Genomic DNA, 14,832 nt, shown 5'->3' with positions numbered 1-14,832 from the left:
ACCGCAAGTGTATTTTGGGGGGTGGCGATTCGTTGAAAAACACGCGTTTCTCGTTATCCGACAACGATTCGGACCAAGTGTAGATTTAGTTCGATAAACGACCGAGGAGTAAAAAACAGCTTACCGGAAAAAATGTGTTTTTAATCGATGTTATACATCATACTGGAGCAACTAATGAATCAATATTTAACCGGGAACGGTGATCTGACGCCTGAAATGGTAGAATAAGGTTATGGATTTATCTTTCCATTTGATCGGCCAGCTCAAACCACCTTTCGGTTTTTTTATCAATGCGATCTGAAATTTCACCTAATTCAATAGATAGCGCTTCAATATCTTCACCTGAGAGAGAAGTGTCCGTAAACTTTTTTTGTATTTCTTGCTTTTTGTTTTCCAGCTGCTTTATTTCCTTTTCTAAGCTTTTGTATTCCTTTTGCTCCATATAGGATAGCTTGGTCTTTTCAGGTTCTTTCCAAGTGTTTTTAGTGGGTTCCGATTTATCCTTTTGCTCCCTTTCCTCTATAACTTTGCTATCCTCATACGTTCTATAATCAGAGTAGTTACCTGGAAAATCCTCTACAACGCCCTCTCCTCTAAAGACAAATAAGTGGTCCACTATTTTATCCATGAAGTAACGGTCATGTGAAACCACAATGAGGCAGCCTGGAAAATCCAACAAAAAGCTTTCTAGAACATTGAGTGTTACAATATCCAAGTCGTTGGTAGGTTCATCCAAAATCAAAAAATTAGGATTTTGAATTAAAACGGTACACAGATATAATCGCTTTCGTTCACCACCACTTAGTTTTTCTACAAAGTCGTATTGTTTTTTTCTATCAAAAAGAAACCGCTCCAACAATTGTTGCGCAGATATTTGCCTTCCTTTCATTAATGGAATAAAATCCCCGTACTCACGGATGACATCTATTACTTTTTGGCCTTCTTTAATTTGAATACCCTTTTGAGTATAATATCCAAATTTGATAGTATCACCAATGACCACTTTACCACTATCTGCTTCATCCCTTCCGGTTAGGATATTTAAAAAGGTAGATTTTCCTGTTCCATTCTTACCAATAATCCCAACACGTTCTCCTTTCGTAAAGGAGTATTCGAACTTGTCCAGGATAAGCTTATTTGGAAAGGACTTTGATATTTTGTGGATTTCAACAATCTTATTGCCCATCCTTTCCATGTTCAGTTCTAATTGAACTTCGTGTTCCTTTCTTCGTTGACTCGCTTTTTCCTTTATGGTGTTGAAATCGTCTATTCTAGATTTGGATTTTGTGGTCCTGGCCTTAGGTTGCCTACGCATCCAAGTCAGTTCTTTTTTGTAAAGTATTTCTGTTTTATGGTGTTCAACGGCTTCCTGCTCTAAGCGTGCTTCCTTTTTCTCCAAATAATATGAGTAGTTCCCTTTATACGGATAGAGTTTGCCATTTTCCAGTTCCAAAATTTCGTTGCAAACCCTTTCCAAAAAATAGCGGTCGTGGGTCACCATGAACAATGTGAGATTTTCCTTGGCGAAATACTCTTCTAGCCACTCGATCATTTCTAGGTCAAGATGGTTGGTTGGTTCATCCAATATTAAAAGGTCTGGCCTATTAATAAGTGCGTTGGCCAAAGCCAAGCGCTTTTTTTGTCCGCCTGATAATTTTTCCACCTTGGCATTGAGGTCCTCTAACTTTAATTTAAAGAGAATCTGTTTATACTGGGTTTCAAAGTCCCAGGCCTCAAACCTATCCATGGCCTCGAATGCCTTTTGGTAGTTATCGGCATCCTCAGGGTTTGTGAGTGCTTCCTCATAATTCGAGATGACTTGTAATATCTCATTGTCCGATGCAAAAATAGTCTCTTCCACAGTCAAATCAGGGTTTAACTTGGGTTCCTGATCCAAAAATGAAACGCGGGTACTCTTGCGGTAATTCACTTGTCCCGAATCTGGTAGGTCCGCTCCGGAAAGAATATTTAAAATAGAAGTTTTTCCTGTTCCATTTTTCGCAATAAGCGCGATTTTCTGATCCTTATTTATTCCGAACGAAAGATTTTCAAATAGAACAAGTTCCCCATAGGATTTGGAAATATTTTCAACAGTGAGTAGGTTCATCTAGAAGTTTACGGAAATTAGTGGTTAGGAATTATACCTTTTTGTCAGGTGATTAAACAAAAATATATACCTGATAGCCAAACTCAATAAAATGAAAACTATCAGAACAGAAAATATTTGAACTTTGAATACCCATAGCAAAACAGTTAGTAACAGCAGGGGCAATAAGAGGATGACATAATATTTGACCCAGTTACTTGGTTTTTTTTTCATTATTAGAAAGGTCAAAATTAGATTGGGTGCAAAGGCCCATAGTACATTAAAGTTCATCTTTGTTGCGTCATGGTCCGTAAAGAACCACAAGAACACAATTAGTATTCCTGTAAGTCCGGTAAATCCAAAAAGAGCAATATCTAACCAAATAGTTCTGGATTTCCTTTTGTAATCCAAATACGTGACATAAGCTACAATGAGGGTAAATATAGAAAGCCAAAATATTGGGGATAGAAAAAAAATGGAATTGTCTTTTTTTGGAGGAACAGCTAAAAGTACAGTTTCGTTTTTAACGAAAGGTTTTCCATTTAACGATGTATGTTTCATTTGCTTGTAAACATATAAAGGCAAAAACATATGTTCGTAAGTTGTCGCCTTTCTATCGATGACAGCCCCCAATGCTAAATCTATACCGAAATTGGACCAGGAGTTTATTGCTAGATTTTGATGGATGAGTTCTCTAAATGTATATTGCTCCTCTAAATAAGAAAAGTCAAATTGTAGCGCATTGCCCAAGGTTTCCTCGAACACTTCGGGTATCCTAGTTGCACAATTGTCAAAAAGAAAATCATATTTATACTTTCTGTTTTCCGGCAACAGATTCTGATCCAGAAAGGCAACAATCTCTTTTCTTTGTGATAAACTGAGGTCAAGTTCCTGCTCTTTAATCCATCTTTGCTCAATTTGATAACTTCGTTCAAAGTATTTAAAAGGCATCCTGGAAATAGTATAGGCTAATTTCCCTCTCGTAAAATTTAGATAAAAATTAGGGTCCTCAAAGTCATAGGTACCATATCCGTATACTTCGTCAATACCCAATGTTGGGTCTTTAAAACGAATGGCGCTATGTCCAAATTTTGCCGCTAAATCTTCCCCGGTACCTACTGTAAGCAAACTAATTTTCGACAATGGTGATATTTGGAACTCTTGAGAGAAACCCCTTAAACCGATGGTTAGAAATAGAAAAAATAAAAGTGTTCTTCGTAACATGTTGCAATTTGGTAGATACCTTGGCAAAGATGCGAATAATAACCAATTTATCTTATTTTTACTCGATAATCGAGACTCGGGTGGTTTCGAGGTTAAGTTATAAATCTACACTTTATACCTTTGAATACGCCCTTGGTCGCATCGCGAATTGTGAATTAAATTGATTCTGAAACCATGCAAAAGCACATTCCTAATTTCATAACGTTACTCAATGTATTCTGTGGCTGTGTGGCTACGGTATTTGCTGTAATGAACAAATTGGAAATGGCAGCTATTTTTGTTGCTCTTGGTATATTTTTTGATTTTTTCGATGGTCTTGCCGCAAGGGTTTTGGATGTGAAAAGCGAATTGGGGCTGCAATTGGATTCACTAGCCGATATGATCACCAGTGGATTAGTTCCTGGTATCGTTATGTTTCAATTGTTGGCCATGTCGCAAAGTGGAGGGTGGAATCTAGATGGGGTTTCTTTTTTGGAGAACAATGAATTTACATGGATTTCCCTATTACCTTTTTTTGGTTTCCTTATTACCATGGCTTCTGCTTATCGATTGGCCAATTTTAATCTGGACGAGAATCAAGTATCCTCTTTTATAGGTTTACCCACACCGGCCAATGCCTTAATGATTTTATCCCTACCCTTAATCTTATTTTATAATGGGAGTGATACCGTAAATGAGGTTATTTTAAATCCGTGGTTCTTGGTATTATTAACCATATTAAGCGCCTATTTACTTAATTGTAGCCTATCACTCTTTGCATTAAAATTCAACAATTGGAGCTTTAAGGATAATGCTATGCGCTATATTTTTCTTGTAGTAAGTTTAGTTATGATTATTACCATGCAGTTTTTGGCCATACCATTTATCATCTTATTTTACATTCTTAGTTCCTTTATCCAGGAAAAGTTTTAAGAAGCTTGTTTTAGAAAATGTCAGACTCAAAAAATAATGACACGTTGGAATATTGGTTGCGAGGACCCGTTGAGGGTGTTCCCTCTTTGCTTCAGCCAGCAGCACATGCGCTTTTACAATCGAATAAAGAACTTGGTAAATATCTATTGGATTTTCCAGAAGAGTTGCTTTGGAAGGCATTAGAAGGTAGGGCTTCCGTTGGTTTTCATGCACAACACATTACAGGTGTGCTAGACAGAATGATGACTTATGCAGCAGGTAAAAGCTTATCCAAGGAACAATTTAAAGAATTAAAAAATGAGGGAAAGCCCGACAATGATATTAAAAGCGCAGATTTGTATAAAAATTTTACGGAGCAGGTAGAAAAAGCTATAAGCTATTTTAGGTCCATTTCAGAGGAAACGCTAAAAGAAGTAAGAATTGTTGGTAGAAAAAAGCTTCCCTCTACGGTATTGGGACTTTTATTCCATGCCGCCGAGCACAGCCAAAGACATATTGGTCAATTGTTGGTTACTTCTAGTGTTCTAAAAGAACAACAAGAAAAGCTCTAAGTAATTAAATAAATATTAAAACCTTGAAAGTCGATCCGCGAATAACAAATTCTCCCCAAAGAAATCTGATAGGTATGCGACTTTCAATGAATTTAATCGAAAATAGAACAGTAGAGCTATGGAGTAAATCTTTCCCAAAGCTGTCACATGTGAAAAATAGAACTTCAAAAGACTATATTTCACTCCAAAATTACCCCAAAGGATATTTTAAGGATTTTGACCCTACCCGGAATTTTGAAAAGTGGGCTACTGTAGAAGTTTCCGAGGTAACAGAACTTCCTAAAGAAATGAAGCATTTCGTTTTAGGGGAAGGGGATTATGCTGTTTTTGAGTATAAAGGCCCCAGTAATGATTCAAAGATTTTTCAATATATTTTCAATGAATGGTTGCCCAGTTCTCCATATGAGTTAGATAATCGACCACATTTTGAAGTCTTAGGTGAAAAGTATAGGAATAATAATCCTAACTCTGAAGAGGAAATATGGATCCCAATTCAATCGAAGTAATGATAGAAGACAAAAAAGCCCCTTGGTACTATTTGGCCTTACTTATTCTGGCAGGGGAAAGTGTTTTTATTTTACCCTTTGTATTGCAGCGGGTTTTTAGACCTACTTTCTTAAAGGTGTTTGAGTTGAACAATGTTGAATTGGGTCTTTGCTTTTCCGTTTATGGTTTTGTAGCCCTAGTGTCCTACTTATTGGGAGGTCCACTTGCAGATAAGTTTTTGCCAAGGAAGTTAATTGCAATCGCCCTTTGGTGTACTGCCGCTGGAGGGGTGATTTTTGCCACGTTTCCGAATTACAGATCACTTCAATTATTATACGGATTTTGGGGGTTTACAACTATATTTCTTTTTTGGTCGCCGATGATCAAGGCCACTCGGGTATGGGGTGGGAAAAAGGCCCAAGGGAGAGCTTTTGGTTTTTTGGATGGGGGTAGAGGGCTTGTTGGGGCTTTGTTCGGAACATTAGGGGTTCTTGTCTTTTCTTTTTTTATGACAGGGGATTTGGATACGGCAAGTTTAGCAGATAGTAGGTATGCATTTAGAAGAGTAATTTTAGTATCCTCTGGAATCGTTGCCATTGTAGGTATGCTAGTTTGGTTTTTTATGAAACTTCCAGGCTCTTTGGAAAAGGAAATAACCATTGAAAAAATTACCATCTCACAAATTGGTGAGGTATTAAGGTTGCCATCCGTATTATTGTTAATGATTATTATTCTATGTGCTTATGTAGGTTATAAGCTCACAGATGATATATCGTTATATGCTCAAGATGTTATGTTATATAACGAAGTAGACGCGGCCAAAACAGGTACTTTCTTGCTATTTATAAGGCCAGTTATTGGTTTTAGCATCGGTATACTCGCTGATCGTTCAAGACCCAGTTTATGGCTTTTAATAAGTTTTATTGTCGCTTTTTCAGGATCGGTGTTATTCGCAACAGGACTGGTAGTACAGACATCGACATTTGTATTTCTTTTTTCAATTTTTATTTTGGCCGCTGGTGTGTATGCTGCTCGCTCACTTTACTTTTCCGTTATGCAAAGTGGAAAAATACCCTTGGTCTTAACAGGTACGGCGGTGGGGTTGATATCATTGATTGGATATACTCCGGACATCTTTGCAGGCCCGGCCATGGGTTATCTTTTGGATAATAATCCTGGTATGGAAGGACATCGAAAGGTATTCTATATGTTAGCGGGATTTTCGTTCGTGGGGGTATTGGCCGCATACCGTTATTTTAAATTGTACGGAATAAAGAAAGATGGCCTTACCTAAACATTTACAATTATTACTTTCAGGGGTTGTTATCATAATAGCCGGTTTGGTGTACGGTATTTACCCATCTAAAATAATACCTTTCATACTTGGTTTTGAGGTTCAGACTTTAGAACTAAAAAATATTTTCAGGGCCATTATGGGAATTTATCTAGGTCTCGGTATTTTTTGGCTTATGGGTGCTTTTAATGAAAAGCTTTGGAGACCTGCTACAGTTTGTAATGCTTTGTTTATGGGAGGGATTTCTTTGGGACGGATAGTAAGTCTATTGGTTGATGGTTATTCGTCTTTATTTTTACAAGCGTTGATTTTAGAATTTCTTTTTATGTGTTGGGGTTTGTATAATTTGAAGACCTACAATTAATTTTTGAGGCATAAATACAAACTATTATGTTTTACCTTCGTAGATAAACTAAACTTATAAGCTTAAAATATATGAAAAGTACTGCTCGTATACTGTTATTAATGACCATTATATTTGTTTTCTCTTCCCATGAATTGTTTTTAAAAACAGATTCCCATTTTTTGGAGCCAAATACTTCGGGTCAACTGTATTTATTTAATGGAACTTTCGACACCAGTGAAAATGAAATTACAAGAGACCGTATAATTAATGCTAAAATCATAGGTCCAGGATATCTTTTTGAACCGACTGATGAGGATTATTATGGAGAAGAAAACAAAACATATTTAAATTATACTACAGGTGATGCTGGAACCTATGTTGCCGGAATCTCTACGTTGCCGAGAATATTGGAAATGGAATCCGAAGCTTTCAATGATTATTTGGAGCATGAGGGTCTTGAAAATACCATATCAGAAAGAAAGCAAATGGGAACAACTGACCAAGGAACCAAAGAAAGATATTCCAAGCACGTAAAAGCCCTTTTACAGGTAGGGGAGGAGACATCCATAGATTTTATGAAACCACTGGGATATCCTGTTGAGTTTGTGCCATTGAACAATCCTTTTGAAATAAAGTTGGGCGATAGGGTCGCTTTTAAATTATTGCGTAATGGTAAACCCTTGGCCAATCAAACAGTACACTACAGTACCTCCGTACCCGGTCAAGATGCCCATGAGAACGAAAACTCCGTAAAGTCAAACGCCAATGGAATGGTAAGCATAAAGCCAACTTCCGTTGGTAAGTGGTATGTGGCCACCATACATATGGAAAAGAAGGAAGGTGATGAAGTAGACTACGAATCTAACTGGGCCACCCTGACGTTTGAGATTAAATAATTGTTACGTTTTTGGCCTACATGATGATTTTGATAAATATAATCGTAATATTGCGATATTAAAAATTAAATTAATGTTCAAAGAAATTAGGGAAGAGATTCATGAACTAAAGTCTTACGCCCCAAGTGCAAAGCGTTATATGGTCTTACAATCGCTTATTGAATACATTCAGGTTAAAAAGAATGGAGGTGAAGATATCAACCTGAATTTTATATGTACCCATAATTCGAGGCGCAGTCATTTGTCGCAGATATGGGCACAGACGATGGCAAGGTATTTTGCGATTGATAATGTATACTGTTACTCTGGGGGTACTGAATCTACCGCTTTATTTCCTAAGGTGGTAGAAACCTTGCGTGAAAACGGATTTAAAATTATGGCTCTTTCTAAGGGTGAAAATCCGGTCTATGCCGTAAAATATGGTGCTAGTACCATGCCTATAATTGGTTTTTCAAAAACCTTCGATGATACTTTTAATCCTGCATCTAATTTTGCCGCTATTATGACTTGTGGGCATGCAGACGAAAATTGTCCTTTTATACCGGGTGCGGAAAAACGGATTCCCTTAACGTTTGATGATCCAAAAGCCTTTGATCAAACGGATTTACAAACCGAAAAATATAAGGAACGTAGTTTGGAAATTGCATCTCAATTGTATTTCGTCTTCTCCAAAATTGTTTAATGAAGTTACTTAGGGAATATCTTGGCGAAGCCTTGGGTACTTTTATTTTAGTGCTTTTTGGTTGCGGTTCGGTGTCCGCAACTGTTTTGCTAGGTGTTTTTAATAGTTTATTGGAAATAGCTATAATTTGGGGACTTGGGGTTGCCATAGCTATTTTTATAACCCGAAATTATTGTCCTGCACACTTAAATCCGGCTGTAAGTCTGGCGATGAGTTTTATCGGCAACCTTCGATGGAGAAAACTACCATTTTATATATTGTCGCAAACCATAGGAGCTTTCCTCGCAGGCTTTCTATTGTATTTTTTATTTGCTGATGCGATTGCAATTTATGAAGGCGCAAACCATATAGTGCGGGGTACACCAGACTCCTATAAAAGTGCGCTATATTTTGGGGAATTCTTCCCTAATCCTGGACTAGAGACGCTGTTGCCTGTTTCCGTTTACATGGCGTGTTGGGCTGAATTTATAGGGACTTTTCTATTAGTATTTGTTATTTTAAGGGTGACGGAAAAACCAAAACTAGTGGATAATACTACTCCCTTCGTAATAGGATTGACTGTCACAATAATTATCTGTTTGATAGCCCCTTTTACACAAGCCGGACTTAATCCTGCCCGGGATTTTGGTCCTCGTATGGTAGCTTATCTAATGGGGTGGGGCAGTGCTGCATTGCCTTCTGTACCCTACAGTTTTTTAACGGTATATATTGTATCACCTTTGTTGGCTGGCGGGTTTGCTGCTTTTTTACAAAGATTGGTGTTTACAAAGAGAAAGAATGTCCCTCATTGAATTTTTAAACATAGTATGGCGATTCTTAATAATAGGTTAAACAACCATTTTCGGTTAGTTTTTTTATACTAGCCTCACTATCTTCAGTCTTATCACTAGATTATTTTTTGAATTGCTTTTATGAAACTTTTATTCAAGTCAATACCGCTTTTTCTTTTAGTTGCCTTTTGCTCTTTCTCAAGCTTATGGTCTCAAAATGAGAGTGTAGAAAGCAAAATTAAGCCTGCCTTTAAAGATTATTTTGGTTTACCTAGGGCCTCCATTTTTCTTCATATAAATAAAAGTGCATACGTTACAGGTGAGCACCTTTGGTTTAAAGGATATCTCTACAATCGATTAAAAAATAATCTTTTAAAGGAACCACTAAATCTATATGTGAGTATTTATGATTCCGTGGGTCGACCTATTAAAAAGGAACTCTTCATCAGTAAGGAGGGTTTGTCCCAAGGCCAGGTGTTAATAGATTCAACATTCGAAAAGGGAACCTATTTTTTAAAGGCATCGACCAGTTGGATAAGTAATTTTCGTGAGGATGATTCATTTATCTCACAATTCGAGGTCTTAAGTGGGAAAAGGGAAATTAGAAAATTTAAAGATAAGGAGCTGGATATTCAATTTTTACCTGAAGGAGGACATTTGGTTTCCGAGGTTCTAGGAACTGTAGGAGTTAAAGTGCTTAACAAACGGGGTTATGGAGTACAAGACATAACGGGAGTAGTTTATAATAATGGCGATTCCATAACCTCTTTTAAAACCAATAGATTTGGTCTTTCAAAATTTGATTTCTTACCGGAAAAGGATAAGATTTATACGGCTGTTGTTCAATATGACAAAAGGAAGTCCCAAAAATCCGTATTACCACAAATACAATCAAAAGGAATAGGAATGTCTATCAGAAGGGTATCTTCTGACAGGATAATGATATTATTGGGCACCAATCCTGCGACAAGACTTGAAATGGGAAATAAGCCCTATACCTTACTTTTTCATAGGGACGGACTTTTGAAACATATGAAAGTGGAGTTTCCTAAAAATGGCAATTATATTTCGCATATCCTTGACCCTACATCTTTGCACCCTGGAACCAATATAGTTACATTAACTGATAGCAAGGGTAAACCTTTATTGGAAAGATTGGTTTTTAACAGACCGGTTATAAAAAGGGGAGTACTTAAAACATCGATAGATTTCATAGACCGGGATTCGGTTTCTGTAATTATAAAAATGAACCAAAATGGGGAAGGGCCTCATTTTCTTAGTGCCTCGATCTTACCGGAAGAAACCAAGGCCTATGAACATCAAAGTAATATTTTTAGCACGTTTTTACTTAGCCCTTATTTAAAGGGACACGTTGAAAATCCAAAATATTATTTTACCGATGTTTCTGAAAATAAGGATAACAATTTGGATTTGTTGTTATTGACACAAGGTTGGTCCAGATATAGTTGGGATAATATCTTTGAGAACCCTCCATTGATTAAAAAAGGTTTTGAAACCGGTGTTGATATTTTTGGCAAATTGAATTTTGATTTGAGGAAAAAACAGGATATTATGTTCTACCCAGGGGATGGTATGCTTCCACAAATAATCAAAATGAAAGAGGGTTCGGATAGCTTTGTCCTGGAAAATTTTCTTTTAGAGAGGGGCGACAACTTAAAGTTTACGATAATCGATGCCAATGGTAGGTTTTCAAAGCCTAATTTATACGTGAGAATAGATGACGGGTCAACTTTGGATATACTACATGAGCGTCCTTTGGAATATTTAAGTACTAAATTTGAATACCAATTCAATGGTTCAAGCAAGTTTAATTTTTTACTTCCCGATAATACAATTGCCCTGAATGAAGTTACCGTTGAGGGAAAAAAAGAAGAGGAAGTTTACGTTAGCCCATTTGTTAGCAAGGGGCGGTTGATAAAAGTCACTCAGAAGACAGAAGGTAACTATCCTAGATTATTGGACCTAATAAGGTCTAGTGGATTCAATGTTTGGGAAGCACCCAATACTGGATATGACCGAATTAGAATTACTTCAAAAAGGCCGTCCGCACTCTCATTAACACCGCCCTCCCCAAGATTATATGTAGATGACATACCGTATTCCGATTTTAATATATTAATCGATTTTCCTACCCGAAGATTGGAAAGTTACTTTATAGATCGGTCAGGAAACGGGGAACAAGGGGCTGCGGGAGGCGTAATCAGGGTTTACACAAAGAAAGGGGCTGATCAGGATGCCCCAGGTTTAGGTAGAAAATATGTAAGTAGTGATTTTTTTGTGCATACTGTAAAAAGCGGATTTAGTCCTGTAAAGGAATTTTATGTCCCCAAATACGCTAGCTATAACAATACATCGTTTCAAAACTTTGGAACTATTCATTGGGAACCCAATATTGTAATAGGTAATAAGGGTCGCACATCCTTCAAATTTAGAAACTTAAATGTAGAACGATTGAAGGTTTTTATTGAAGGTATTGGTATGGATGGAACAATATTCTCCTTGATGGAAAAAATACAAATCAACCCAGATTAAAAATCCAGCTTTTTCTTTCGGAGTTCAAAATTTTGACCTAGATAGACTTTTCGTACCATTTCATCTGCAGCAAGGTCTTCAGGAATACCGGATTTTAGGATTCCTCCCTCGAACATCAAATAAGAACGTTCCGTAATGGCCAAGGTTTCTTGAACATTGTGGTCCGTTATCAATATACCGATATTCTTATTTTTTAGCTGTGCTACAATGCGTTGTATGTCTTCTACGGCTACCGGGTCAACACCGGCGAATGGCTCATCTAATAGAATAAATTTGGGGTCTGTCGCCAAAGCCCTCGCAATTTCAGTCCGTCTTCTTTCCCCACCGGATAATAAATCTCCACGGTTCTTCCGAATATGACCCAAACCAAATTCCTCTATTAGGGATTCCATTTTCATGAGCTGTTCTTTCTTGCTCAATTTGGTTAATTGAAGTACACTTAAGATGTTTTTTTCAATACTTAATTTCCGAAAAACAGAAGCTTCCTGCGCGAGATAACCAATACCGTTTTGGGCTCTTTTATACATGGGGAATTTGGTAATTTCCATGTCATCCAAATAAATATTTCCCCCATTAGGCTTAATAAGCCCAACAATCATATAAAAAGAGGTAGTCTTACCCGCACCATTAGGTCCCAGAAGTCCAACAATTTCACCTTGATTTACTTCAAGAGAAATGCCCTTGACCACTCTACGGCCTCGGTAGGATTTCATGATATTTTCTGCTCTTAGCTTCATTTTTCCAAATCTAACCCTTCATTGATGGTATGCAAAAGGATTTATAACTTCTTTAACCTTGTTGATTTTCCAAAGCTTCCCAATATTCATAAGCTCTTCTAAGATGAGGTATTACAATAGTTCCTCCAATGAGTGTAGCGATGCTTAGGGTTTCCATAACTTCTTCTTTGGAGATACCCTCCTTGTAGGAACTCTCTAAATGGTATTTTACACAATCGTCACACCTCAAAACGGTGGAGGCCACGAGACCTAGAAGTTCCTTAGTTTTTACGTCCAGGGCGCCTTCCGTAAAAGCGTTGGTATCCAAATTAAAGATACGCTTGATAATCTTATTGTTGTCCGTCAATATTTTATCGTTCATCTTAGAACGATAGGCGTTAAATTCCTCAACTGGATTTGACATTTCTTTTTGCTCTTTTTGCTTCTTTTTTAGCCTCACTTTTTAAAACCCTTGCCGAAATATAGATACTCACTTGGTAGAGTATAAGCACGGGTATGGCTACAATGATTTGACTGGTGACATCGGGCGGTGTAATAACAGCCGATAATATTAGCACAATAACCAATGCAATCTTTCGATATTTTTTCAGAATTTCTGGAGTTACCAAACCAACTTTCGTTAAAAAGTAAATGATTATGGGTAATTCAAAAATAATTCCACAGGCCAATACGGCGGACCTTAAAAGACCTATGTAATTGTCTAAATCAAATTCATTTAGGACGATTTCACTTACTTGGTATGAACCTAAAAAGTTAATAGAAAGTGGTGCGACAATATAGTACCCAAACAATACGCCAAGGAAGAACAAAAGAGAGGCAACGAAAATAAAGCCTTTGGAGTGCTTTCGTTCTTTTTCATAGAGGCCAGGGCTTATAAATTTCCATAATTCATAAAGTATGTAGGGAAAGCCAATAATTATACCCGCCCAAATAGCGGTCCAGATATCAGCAGAAAACTGACCGGACATGGTTCTACTTTGTATGGTGAAAGGAACTTTTTCCTTGCAGAAATCTGATTCCATCCCTATTGAAGTTGCAGCTTCACAAAAGAATTTATAGGTCGGAAAATCCATTTGTAAAGGACCAAAGATGATGATGTCAAAAATAAATCTGCTAAAAACAAAGGCTACAACGCCTATGATTACTATTGCTAAGGTGGAACGGATTAAATGCCATCTTAATTCTTCCAGATGGTCCAAAAAAGACATCTCATCTGGGGTGGTTGTATTTTTTGCCATTATAAAATACCTTCGTTTATAAGGTTATGTAAATGAATTACTCCTCCATATTCACCCTTGTCCATTGCCAACAATTGTGAAATCCCTTTGTTTTGCATCATTTCTAATGCTTTTATAGCCAACATATCCATCTCAACAGTTTTCGGTTCGGTAGACATAATATCTGCTGCAGTTAGTCCCTTAATATTATCATGATTGTTCAACATTCTACGAATGTCGCCATCAGTAACGATACCTACAACCTTATTTCCATCTAAAACGGCCGTAACTCCAAGCATTTTTTTTGAAATTTCTATAATGACCTGCTTTACTTCGGTATTTAATTGAACTGCTGGTTTTTGATTGTTTTTGGCAATATCTGAAACTCTTAAATATAGTCTTTTCCCCAAAGCTCCACCAGGATGGTATTTAGCAAAGTCCGCACTACTGAAACCCCTCAGTTCCAATAAAACGATGGCCAGTGCATCGCCAATAACCAATTGAGCCGTGGTACTTGTGGTAGGAGCAAGGCCATTGGGACAAGCTTCCGTTTCTACATAGGTGTTTAATACGAAATTGGCCTGTTTGGCCAAAAAGGAATCCAAATTGCCTGTCATACCAATCAGGATGTTATTTCCTCTTTTTATTAGTGGAACCAGCATTTTTATTTCTGGAGTGCTTCCACTTTTGGAAATACATATGACAACATCATCATCTTGTATAGTGCCCAAATCTCCATGAATGGCATCACCGGCATGCATAAATATGGCAGGTGTCCCGGTTGAATTTAGAGTAGCTACGATTTTGGAAGCAATTATGGCACTTTTACCAATACCGGAAACAATGACCCTGCCCTTGGAATTTAGAATGCTCTTAACGGCTTTTGAAAAATCCTCATCCAACAGTGTGGTGAGATGGCCTATAGCATCCCGCTCCTTTTCAATTGTCCTTTTTGCCAGATCAAGAATAGCGTTACTAGATGTCAATGTATTGTTTAATTTTATCAATGGTATTCGTAAAAGATGTGTTATCTTTAAGAATACAAAATTACGTAAACTTAATTTTATAGGATATCTAT

Annotated in this window: 15 protein-coding genes; 9 read left to right on the top strand and 6 right to left on the bottom strand. The window is 37.2% G+C overall.

Annotated elements, in window-relative coordinates; translation table 11 throughout:
* Window positions 1–238: 238 nt before the first annotated feature.
* Both PP182_RS20605 and PP182_RS20600 read right to left on the bottom strand, forming a co-directional pair.
* Window positions 239–2,107, bottom strand: coding sequence for an ABC-F family ATP-binding cassette domain-containing protein (locus PP182_RS20605; RefSeq protein ID WP_272653138.1), 1,869 nt, complete (start codon window positions 2,105–2,107; stop codon window positions 239–241).
* 24 nt (window positions 2,108–2,131) lie between these two features.
* A complete protein-coding gene (locus PP182_RS20600; RefSeq protein WP_442915271.1) occupies window positions 2,132–3,229 on the bottom strand; it encodes a lipoprotein N-acyltransferase Lnb domain-containing protein in 1,098 nt (365 codons plus the stop codon).
* A gap of 255 nt (window positions 3,230–3,484) precedes the next feature.
* Here PP182_RS20600 and PP182_RS20595 point away from each other — a divergent pair, with 255 nt between their 5' ends.
* From PP182_RS20595 to PP182_RS20555, 9 genes are all read left to right on the top strand, one after another.
* Window positions 3,485–4,222 carry a CDP-alcohol phosphatidyltransferase family protein gene (locus PP182_RS20595; RefSeq protein ID WP_272653136.1) on the top strand — a complete coding sequence of 246 codons (738 nt, stop codon included), beginning with the start codon at window positions 3,485–3,487 and terminating at the stop codon, window positions 4,220–4,222.
* Window positions 4,223–4,239: 17 nt separating this feature from the next.
* The gene (locus PP182_RS20590; RefSeq protein ID WP_272653135.1) at window positions 4,240–4,773 is read left to right on the top strand and encodes a DinB family protein; all 534 of its coding nucleotides are present in this window, start codon (window positions 4,240–4,242) and stop codon (window positions 4,771–4,773) included.
* A gap of 74 nt (window positions 4,774–4,847) precedes the next feature.
* Window positions 4,848–5,279 carry a GyrI-like domain-containing protein gene (locus PP182_RS20585; RefSeq protein WP_272653134.1) on the top strand — a complete coding sequence of 144 codons (432 nt, stop codon included), beginning with the start codon at window positions 4,848–4,850 and terminating at the stop codon, window positions 5,277–5,279.
* Window positions 5,255–6,553 (top strand): MFS transporter, encoded by a 1,299-nt coding sequence (locus PP182_RS20580; RefSeq protein ID WP_272653133.1) that lies wholly within the window; start codon window positions 5,255–5,257, stop codon window positions 6,551–6,553. The genes PP182_RS20585 and PP182_RS20580 overlap by 25 nt, the downstream gene beginning before the upstream one ends.
* Complete coding sequence (locus tag PP182_RS20575) at window positions 6,540–6,917, top strand: DUF4345 domain-containing protein (RefSeq protein WP_272653132.1); 378 nt, start codon at window positions 6,540–6,542, stop codon at window positions 6,915–6,917. Before PP182_RS20580 ends, PP182_RS20575 begins: the two co-directional genes overlap by 14 nt.
* Window positions 6,918–6,988: 71 nt before the next feature.
* The gene (locus tag PP182_RS20570; RefSeq protein WP_272653131.1) at window positions 6,989–7,795 is read left to right on the top strand and encodes a DUF4198 domain-containing protein; all 807 of its coding nucleotides are present in this window, start codon (window positions 6,989–6,991) and stop codon (window positions 7,793–7,795) included.
* Between the two features lie 73 nt (window positions 7,796–7,868).
* Window positions 7,869–8,477 carry a protein-tyrosine-phosphatase gene (locus PP182_RS20565; protein WP_272653130.1) on the top strand — a complete coding sequence of 203 codons (609 nt, stop codon included), beginning with the start codon at window positions 7,869–7,871 and terminating at the stop codon, window positions 8,475–8,477.
* On the top strand, window positions 8,477–9,268 hold the full coding sequence (locus PP182_RS20560; protein ID WP_272653129.1) for an MIP/aquaporin family protein: 792 nt from the start codon (window positions 8,477–8,479) through the stop codon (window positions 9,266–9,268). Before PP182_RS20565 ends, PP182_RS20560 begins: the two co-directional genes overlap by 1 nt.
* Window positions 9,269–9,388: 120 nt before the next feature.
* Window positions 9,389–11,800 carry a hypothetical protein gene (locus PP182_RS20555; protein ID WP_272653128.1) on the top strand — a complete coding sequence of 804 codons (2,412 nt, stop codon included), beginning with the start codon at window positions 9,389–9,391 and terminating at the stop codon, window positions 11,798–11,800.
* Here the strand turns inward: PP182_RS20555 and lptB are convergent.
* From lptB to PP182_RS20535, 4 genes are read right to left on the bottom strand one after another with little or no spacing between them, the layout of a single operon-like run.
* Entirely contained in the window at window positions 11,797–12,537 is a 741-nt protein-coding gene (gene lptB, locus PP182_RS20550) for an LPS export ABC transporter ATP-binding protein (protein ID WP_272653127.1), read from the bottom strand. The genes PP182_RS20555 and lptB overlap by 4 nt on opposite strands.
* A 52-nt stretch (window positions 12,538–12,589) precedes the next feature.
* The gene (locus PP182_RS20545; protein ID WP_272653126.1) at window positions 12,590–12,940 is read right to left on the bottom strand and encodes a carboxymuconolactone decarboxylase family protein; all 351 of its coding nucleotides are present in this window, start codon (window positions 12,938–12,940) and stop codon (window positions 12,590–12,592) included.
* Window positions 12,924–13,775, bottom strand: a complete 852-nt coding sequence (gene tatC / locus PP182_RS20540; protein WP_272653125.1) for a twin-arginine translocase subunit TatC — start codon at window positions 13,773–13,775, stop codon at window positions 12,924–12,926. Before tatC ends, PP182_RS20545 begins: the two co-directional genes overlap by 17 nt.
* A complete protein-coding gene (locus tag PP182_RS20535) occupies window positions 13,775–14,740 on the bottom strand; it encodes a KpsF/GutQ family sugar-phosphate isomerase (protein WP_272653124.1) in 966 nt (321 codons plus the stop codon). The genes tatC and PP182_RS20535 overlap by 1 nt, the downstream gene beginning before the upstream one ends.
* Window positions 14,741–14,832 lie beyond the last annotated feature (92 nt).

The sequence above is a fragment of the Maribacter sp. PR1 genome (assembly GCF_028464145.1).
Lineage (GTDB): Bacteria > Bacteroidota > Bacteroidia > Flavobacteriales > Flavobacteriaceae > Maribacter.
The sequence above is the reverse complement of the archived record's forward strand: the minus strand, read 5'-3'. Positions and strand labels throughout refer to the sequence as shown.

Bases quoted from the DNA above. Each gene is read 5' to 3' on its own strand.
- PP182_RS20545 (WP_272653126.1), bottom strand. From the start codon at position 12,940: ATGTCAAATCCAGTTGAGGAATTTAACGCCTATCGTTCTAAGATGAAC.
- PP182_RS20580 (WP_272653133.1), top strand. From the start codon at position 5,255: ATGGATCCCAATTCAATCGAAGTAATGATAGAAGACAAAAAAGCCCCT.
- PP182_RS20585 (WP_272653134.1), top strand. From the start codon at position 4,848: ATGCGACTTTCAATGAATTTAATCGAAAATAGAACAGTAGAGCTATGG.
- lptB (WP_272653127.1), bottom strand. From the start codon at position 12,537: ATGAAGCTAAGAGCAGAAAATATCATGAAATCCTACCGAGGCCGTAGA.
- PP182_RS20590 (WP_272653135.1), top strand. From the start codon at position 4,240: ATGTCAGACTCAAAAAATAATGACACGTTGGAATATTGGTTGCGAGGA.
- PP182_RS20560 (WP_272653129.1), top strand. From the start codon at position 8,477: ATGAAGTTACTTAGGGAATATCTTGGCGAAGCCTTGGGTACTTTTATT.
- PP182_RS20575 (WP_272653132.1), top strand. From the start codon at position 6,540: ATGGCCTTACCTAAACATTTACAATTATTACTTTCAGGGGTTGTTATC.
- tatC (WP_272653125.1), bottom strand. From the start codon at position 13,775: ATGGCAAAAAATACAACCACCCCAGATGAGATGTCTTTTTTGGACCAT.
- PP182_RS20565 (WP_272653130.1), top strand. From the start codon at position 7,869: ATGTTCAAAGAAATTAGGGAAGAGATTCATGAACTAAAGTCTTACGCC.
- PP182_RS20555 (WP_272653128.1), top strand. From the start codon at position 9,389: ATGAAACTTTTATTCAAGTCAATACCGCTTTTTCTTTTAGTTGCCTTT.
- PP182_RS20605 (WP_272653138.1), bottom strand. From the start codon at position 2,107: ATGAACCTACTCACTGTTGAAAATATTTCCAAATCCTATGGGGAACTT.
- PP182_RS20595 (WP_272653136.1), top strand. From the start codon at position 3,485: ATGCAAAAGCACATTCCTAATTTCATAACGTTACTCAATGTATTCTGT.
- PP182_RS20570 (WP_272653131.1), top strand. From the start codon at position 6,989: ATGAAAAGTACTGCTCGTATACTGTTATTAATGACCATTATATTTGTT.